The sequence below is a fragment of the Rhizobium sp. 10N414 genome (assembly GCF_056394785.1).
In genome coordinates this window covers 23,791-30,000 of record NZ_JBFTIN010000051.1, presented here as the reverse complement: position 1 = coordinate 30,000, position 6,210 = coordinate 23,791, and the positions used below count along the sequence as shown (strand labels likewise).

Sequence of the window (6,210 nt, the reverse complement as noted above, 5' to 3'; positions counted from 1 at the left end):
AAGTGGGATTTTCTAGAGACCGCGTTTGGGATCTTGAACGGCCCTCCAACGGGGCTCCAAATTCCTCGATCAGATGGTCGTGTAGTGCCCTATCAGCGAAGTTCTGTTCCTTCCCGCTCGCGCAAAAGCGGCGCTGGAGGGTTGAAACTCCGCGAAACTGGATCATCTGCCCCCTTACGGATCAAATCTCGCGGAACCTATCGCAGCTCTTTCGTGTTCTCGTTCGTGTAAGGAAAAGGAGAAAGACATGGCTGCCACTACCGATGACATCAGAGCATCCGTCAGCAAGGATATCGCCGCACTCCAGCAAGAAGTGTCCCGCCTGCAGAAAATGATCTCGGCGCAGGGCGCAGAGGCTTACTATGAGGTGCGTGACCGGGCAGGCAAGGCTTATGAGGACGCCCTTCCCCGCGCGAAGAGCGCGGTAGCGCAGATCCGGGCAGAAGGTGTGGCTGCCGCAGGCGCCGCCCGCGAGCATCCTGCTGCGACGACGACCGCGTTGGCGCTCGCCGGTGCGATCGGCTTTCTAGCCGGCTATCTCTTGGCCGGCAGTCAAGAGCCACCACGTCATTGGTGGCGCTGATATGGTGACAGCGGAAACGCCCCGCATTCATCGCGAGCCGCAGTGATCCGAAGTTTAGTGCGGCTCGTAATACTTTGGTCTTAGAAAAACCAAGTTTTGCCGTTACTACGGCCGGTAGAATAAGAGGGAGGACTATTCGTGGAGTGCAAGGGAGCCCATTTTATAGTCGAAGTCAGCGTTGATGGCGTCAACGGCCGCAGGGCTGTCGGCATCATGAACACGCGTCAAGCTCTCGAACTGCCCGAGTTGCCTTCCCTGTCCTACACCCATCCGGACCCCGCCAAGGCAGCGGCAGGTGTCGTTATCAGCCGTCAGGAACTCGCCGGTTACATGGCCAGCCACTGAGGCTTTCTGCCCTCTCCCCAAGACGAATTGGATGGCGCGCAAAGCGCCATCTCGCTTTTTGCGCTTTCGTCACGCAGCACTTTGAACCTCTTATTATCCCCGCGTTTTGTCGATGGCTTGCTGGCATCGTGACCCTGTTCATGTCAGAACCTGATCAACGGCAATGACGGGAAGAAACAGTGTGAGGCAGCGGCGCTCACCTCAGAAATCGCGCGAACGCGCCAGACCGAACGGGGAGACATCCGGCAAGCGGGTAACTTTGCCGCGTGCGCTCTCCAAGCTCGGGCACTGTTCGCGCACGCAGGCCGAACGGCTAATCCTGGAAGGTCGCGTGTCGGTCGATGGACGCAAAGTCACCGATATTTCCGCATGGGTAGACCTGGCATTCGCGAAGATCCGCGTCGACGGTACCGAAGTGGTCGCCGAGGCAAAGATCTACCTGATGCTGAACAAGCCGCGCGGGCTGGTCACGACGCGCGATGATCCCGAGGGCCGGCCGACCGTCTACGACTGCCTCAAGGATTTCGAGGCTCCGCACCTCTCGCCGGTCGGAAGGTTGGACAAGGCGAGCGAAGGCTTGCTGCTTTTTACCAACGATACCGTCTTCGCGCAGGCGCTGCTCGATCCGCTCACCCATGTCACCAAGACCTACCATGTCCAGGTCAACCGGATCATGGACATGGAGATGCTGGCCCAGATGACTTATGGGGTCCGCCATGACGGCGAAATTCTGAAGGCGACGTCGGCGACGCTGTTGAGGAGCGGCGACAGGAATGCCTGGATCGAGGTCGAACTCGATGAGGGCCGCAACCGCCAGATCCGCCGCATGCTGGAAGCCCTGGATGTCGAATGCCTCCGTCTCGTGCGCGTTGCGATCGGTGGCCTGGCGCTCGGCGAGCTGCCAAAGGGTGCGGTGCGTGCCTTGACGGATGCGGAACTAAGAGAATTGCGCCAGAGTTCCGGCGTGGAAACGGCAAGATGGAATTGAGTGCATGACGGAATTGGCGGCGCACGAGTTTTGGCAGGAGATCCACAGCCCGGGCACCTTTAGAAGCGACGGCGATGTCTCGGCGTCCTATATCGCCGAACTGGATGATGGGCGGCAGCTTCGCCTGCCTGTACGCGTGTTGGCAGACGGGCAGCATGCGCTGGCCTCCCTGATCATCAACCAGGCAAGCTTCCAGGTTCTCGATGTCCTGGCTCGATCGCTTGCCGAGAAACTGGAGCCTTTCGAGGTGGAAGTTGTTGCCGGCCTACCGACCCTTGGCCTGACGCTCGCAGCCGCCGTGGCGCAGAAGCTGGGGCATACACGATATGTGCCGCTCGGAACGTCCCGAAAGTTCTGGTACCGCGACGACCTGTCCGTGGCGCTCATCTCGATTACCACCCCCACCCAACAGAAACGTCTTTATATAGATCCTCGCATGCTGCCGCTGCTGGAGGGTCGGCGTGTTGCGCTGATCGACGACGTCATTTCCAGTGGCACTTCGATCGTTTCCGGGCTGCAGCTTCTTGCCGGCTGCGGCATTGAGCCTGTTGCGATCGGTGCCGCCATGTTGCAGTCCCGCCGCTGGTGCGAAACGCTCGATGCTGTCGGACCGCAATGGCGGGAAAGAACAGTCGGCGTCTTTTCTACCCCGATGTTGGAGATGACCGAGACCGGCACCTGGCGCCGCCCCGCAGTCTGAATGCACGGTCGCGTGGAGCGCGGATTGCAACATTTCGCTCTATACAGTGCGAGCCGAACCGCTACAGTCTCTTGATGGATTGAGGTTCGGGGCAAACCATGACGTTCGAGCAAGCATCCTTGCTGATCCTCCTGCTTGCGATGCTCATCCTGTTTTCGTTGGAGCGTTTTCGTATCGAAGTGGTCGCGATTGCCGGGCTGCTCGCCGGATATGCCCTCCGCCTCTATTCCGCCGAACAGATCTTCTCCGGTTTTGCAAGCCCGGTGGTCATCACGGTCGTCGAGATCCTGCTCATCGTACAGGTCCTTGCACGGGCGCAGCTTTTTGATCAGCTCGCGGATTTTTTCGTGCGAGCCAAATTTTCGGATATCGCCGTCATCGCGACGTTGTCGGGCGCAACCGGCTTCATCTCGATCTTCATGAACGACATCGGCGCCTTTTCGATCGCTTTGCCGGCGACGCTGCGCGTGAGTGCCCTGCTCGCGATACCCAAACGGCAATTGATTATACCGATCTCCTTTGCCGCGCTCCTGGGCGGCATCGTCTCGCTGATCGGCACGCCCGCGAACATGCTCGTCAGCAACGCCTGGGCAAACGCAAACGGCAGCGGCTTTCGACTTTTCGACTTTGCCTATGTCGGGCTGCCGGTCGCCGTCGTCGGCATCATCATGACCGCGTGGCTTGCACCGCGGTTATTTCCGAAAAAGGATGGAGAGGCGCTCTCCGCTGAGCCGGTTTCACCACCGCGACGCAGGATCACCGAACGACATATCCCACCGGGCTCCTCGCTGATCGGTGCTCGGCTTTCGGACCTGCCGGATCGCTTCTCGCTGCAGCCGCATACGCTCGTGCGTGACGGCAAGTTTGTTTTCGGCACGCCCGACAAATTGGTTGTCGAGGCGGGCGACCTGCTATTGGCCGAAGCAGACGAGACAGTCTTTGATAGGCTTTACTCGTCCGGAACCCTGCTTCCGGAGCGCCACCCGAGCGCAGATTCTGCCGATCTCGATTACGTCGAGGCCGTCGTAATGCCGGAAAGCACGTTGGTCGGCTCGCGGCTACATTCTCTCGAGGTGTTCAGCAGCCGCGATGTTACGATATCGGCACTCTCCATGCGCTCGCCACGGATCGAGGGGCGCTTCGCCGACCTGCAACTGTCGATCGGCGACATTCTGGTCTTGGAGGGCGAGCAAAGGGCGATCGCCGAAGCGCTGGAGGAGTGCGAATGCCTCCCGCTGGCGTCGCAGCCGCCGTCCCGAATGTCCGCATCGTCCTGGCAGCCTTTTGCCATTTTCGCCGCAGGCGTCGCCGCGACGGCCTTCGAACTCGTGACGCCTGATATTGCTTTTGCAGGCGTCGTGCTTGTCCTAGCACTCCTAAATTACCTCAACATTCGCCAGGCGATGGCTGATCTCAACTGGCCGATCATCATCATGCTCGGCGCAATGATCCCGATCGGTTCCGCCGTCGCGACAACTGGCACCGCCCAACTCATCGCGGCGGCGCTGGGTTCCATGGTGTCGCTGGCCGAACCCGCCGTGGGGGTGGCGCTTGTTCTCTTTCTGTCGATGCTCCTGACGCCTTTTGTTAACAACGCGACTGTCGCAATCGTCATGAGCCCCATCGCCGTTGCCTTCGCAGCAGGCGGCCATCACTCTCCATCGGCCTATCTGATCGCCGTCGCCGCGGGCGCCTCGCTGGATTTTCTGACACCCTTCGGCCACCACAACAATACGCTTGCCATGGGGATCGGAAGCTACCGCTTCAGTGACTTTCTGAAGGCCGGCGCGCCTCTGACCGTGCTGAGCTATAGTCTTACCCTACTTCTTATCTATCTCTTCTGGCTTTAGGAGCCGGTTTGCTTGACATCCCCGGCAATGGAACTAGAGCAGGGGAAAAGTTCCCGATCAACGCAGAAGGATGGTCGAGCCCGTGCGAATCCTCTCCGAAGCCCATTTCCCAGAGCTCCCCAATTACTACCGTGGCAAGGTTCGCGAGAACTATGACCTGCCGGATGGGCGCCGCATCATCATCAGCACAGACCGATTGAGTGCTTTCGATCGCATCCTCACCTGCATCCCTTACAAGGGCCAGGTCCTCACGCAGACGGCCCGCTACTGGTTCGAGGCGACGAAGGACATCTGCCCCAACCACGTTCTCGACTATCCCGATCCGAACGTTGTCATCGGCAAGCGTCTCGATATCCTGCCGGTGGAAATCGTCGTTCGCGGTTATCTCGCCGGCACCACGGGGACCTCGATCCTCACTCTTTATAAGAAGGGCGAGCGCGAGATGTACGGCATGCGACTGCCGGACGGCATGCGCGACAACCAGAAACTCCCGACCCCAGTCATCACGCCGACCAGCAAGGAATTCGATGGCGGCCACGACGAACCGTTGACGCCTGCCGAGATCGTCGAGCGCGGGCTCTTGACCAAGGAACAATGGGAAACGCTCTCGCGTTACGCGCTGGCTCTCTTTGCCCGCGGCCAGGAACTTGCGGCCAAGCGCGGGCTCATCCTTGTCGACACCAAATATGAGTTCGGCACGGACGAGAACGGCAACATCATTCTCGCGGACGAAATCCACACACCCGACAGCAGCCGCTACTGGCTTGCCGACAGCTACCAGTCAAGTTTCGAGGCAGGCGCGCGCCCGACAAGCTTCGACAAGGACTTCGTTCGCGCCTGGGTCGCGGAGCGTTGTGATCCTTACAAGGACGAAATCCCGGAAATTCCCGTCGAACTAATCCAGCAGACCTCCGAGGTCTACATCAAGGCCTACGAGAGCATCACGGCGCAACGCTTCGTTCCCGACGACAGCGGCGCGACGCCGGTCGAGCGCGTCCGCAAGAATCTGTCCGTCTACTTCTCTTAAAGTCGCGCCATAGAAAGCCTGCAACATTAGCTTGCAGGCTTTCCGTCCTTAGCGCTAGCATCTGGAAAACTGGGGGCCGGCCTCGTGCCGGCAGGGGAATGGATGGCACGCAGGCCAAGACGTAAGGCCGAAGAGACTCGTGAAGACATTCTGTCCATGGCGGAATTGTTGTTCCGGCAACGCGGCTTTGTCGCCGTTTCGATCGCCGACATTGCTGCCGCGCTTGGAATGTCGCCTGCCAACGTCTTCAAGCATTTCCGCTCGAAAGCTGCCCTCGTCGATGCCATCGCTGAACGCCATCTGGGCGATGTAGCTGACCGCTTCGCGACCTTTGACGATGAGCTACCGCCGAATGAGCGGTTGCTGCGCTTTGTCTTGCGCCTGCTGGACAGCCACCTGCAGGACATTCAGCAGAACCCCTACATCTTTGAAATGGTCCTGATGACGGTGCAGGCCAAGCTCGAGGCCGGCAATCGATATAGGGAGCGCATCGTCCGGAAACTGGATGAAATCATACGAGCAGGTGTCGCCGAAGGTCGCTATCACTGCAGTAGCGCCGCAGATGCCGCCAACACCGTTGCCGATGTCCTGGCGAGTGTCCTGCATCCCGTTCTGATCGCCCGTGATGATAAGGACACACTTGTCCAGCGCGCAAAGCAGATCGTCATTTTCGTGGATGCCGCACTGCAAAATAGCGCTTGCTAAGTGACGATTCAT

General features: G+C 59.5%; 7 protein-coding genes. All 7 read left to right on the top strand.

What is annotated here, in order from left to right; all coding sequences use genetic code 11:
- The first annotated feature begins 247 nt into the window (after positions 1 to 247).
- Positions 248 to 583 carry a hypothetical protein gene (locus AC1DE4_RS28305; protein WP_018113492.1) on the top strand — a complete coding sequence of 112 codons (336 nt, stop codon included), beginning with the start codon at positions 248 to 250 and terminating at the stop codon, positions 581 to 583.
- A gap of 138 nt (positions 584 to 721) precedes the next feature.
- Positions 722 to 928 (top strand): hypothetical protein, encoded by a 207-nt coding sequence (locus AC1DE4_RS28300; protein ID WP_037218028.1) that lies wholly within the window; start codon positions 722 to 724, stop codon positions 926 to 928.
- 181 nt (positions 929 to 1,109) lie between these two features.
- Entirely contained in the window at positions 1,110 to 1,916 is an 807-nt protein-coding gene (locus AC1DE4_RS28295) for a pseudouridine synthase (protein ID WP_026372221.1), read from the top strand.
- Between the two features lie 4 nt (positions 1,917 to 1,920).
- Positions 1,921 to 2,616: a phosphoribosyltransferase gene (locus tag AC1DE4_RS28290; RefSeq protein WP_018860327.1), complete on the top strand. Its 696-nt coding sequence runs from the start codon at positions 1,921 to 1,923 to the stop codon at positions 2,614 to 2,616.
- Between the two features lie 98 nt (positions 2,617 to 2,714).
- Entirely contained in the window at positions 2,715 to 4,466 is a 1,752-nt protein-coding gene (locus AC1DE4_RS28285) for an SLC13 family permease (RefSeq protein ID WP_018860328.1), read from the top strand.
- 82 nt (positions 4,467 to 4,548) lie between these two features.
- Positions 4,549 to 5,493, top strand: a complete 945-nt coding sequence (locus AC1DE4_RS28280; RefSeq protein WP_026372222.1) for a phosphoribosylaminoimidazolesuccinocarboxamide synthase — start codon at positions 4,549 to 4,551, stop codon at positions 5,491 to 5,493.
- Between the two features lie 102 nt (positions 5,494 to 5,595).
- Positions 5,596 to 6,198, top strand: a complete 603-nt coding sequence (locus AC1DE4_RS28275) for a TetR/AcrR family transcriptional regulator (protein ID WP_018860330.1) — start codon at positions 5,596 to 5,598, stop codon at positions 6,196 to 6,198.
- The last annotated feature ends 12 nt before the right edge of the window (positions 6,199 to 6,210 follow it).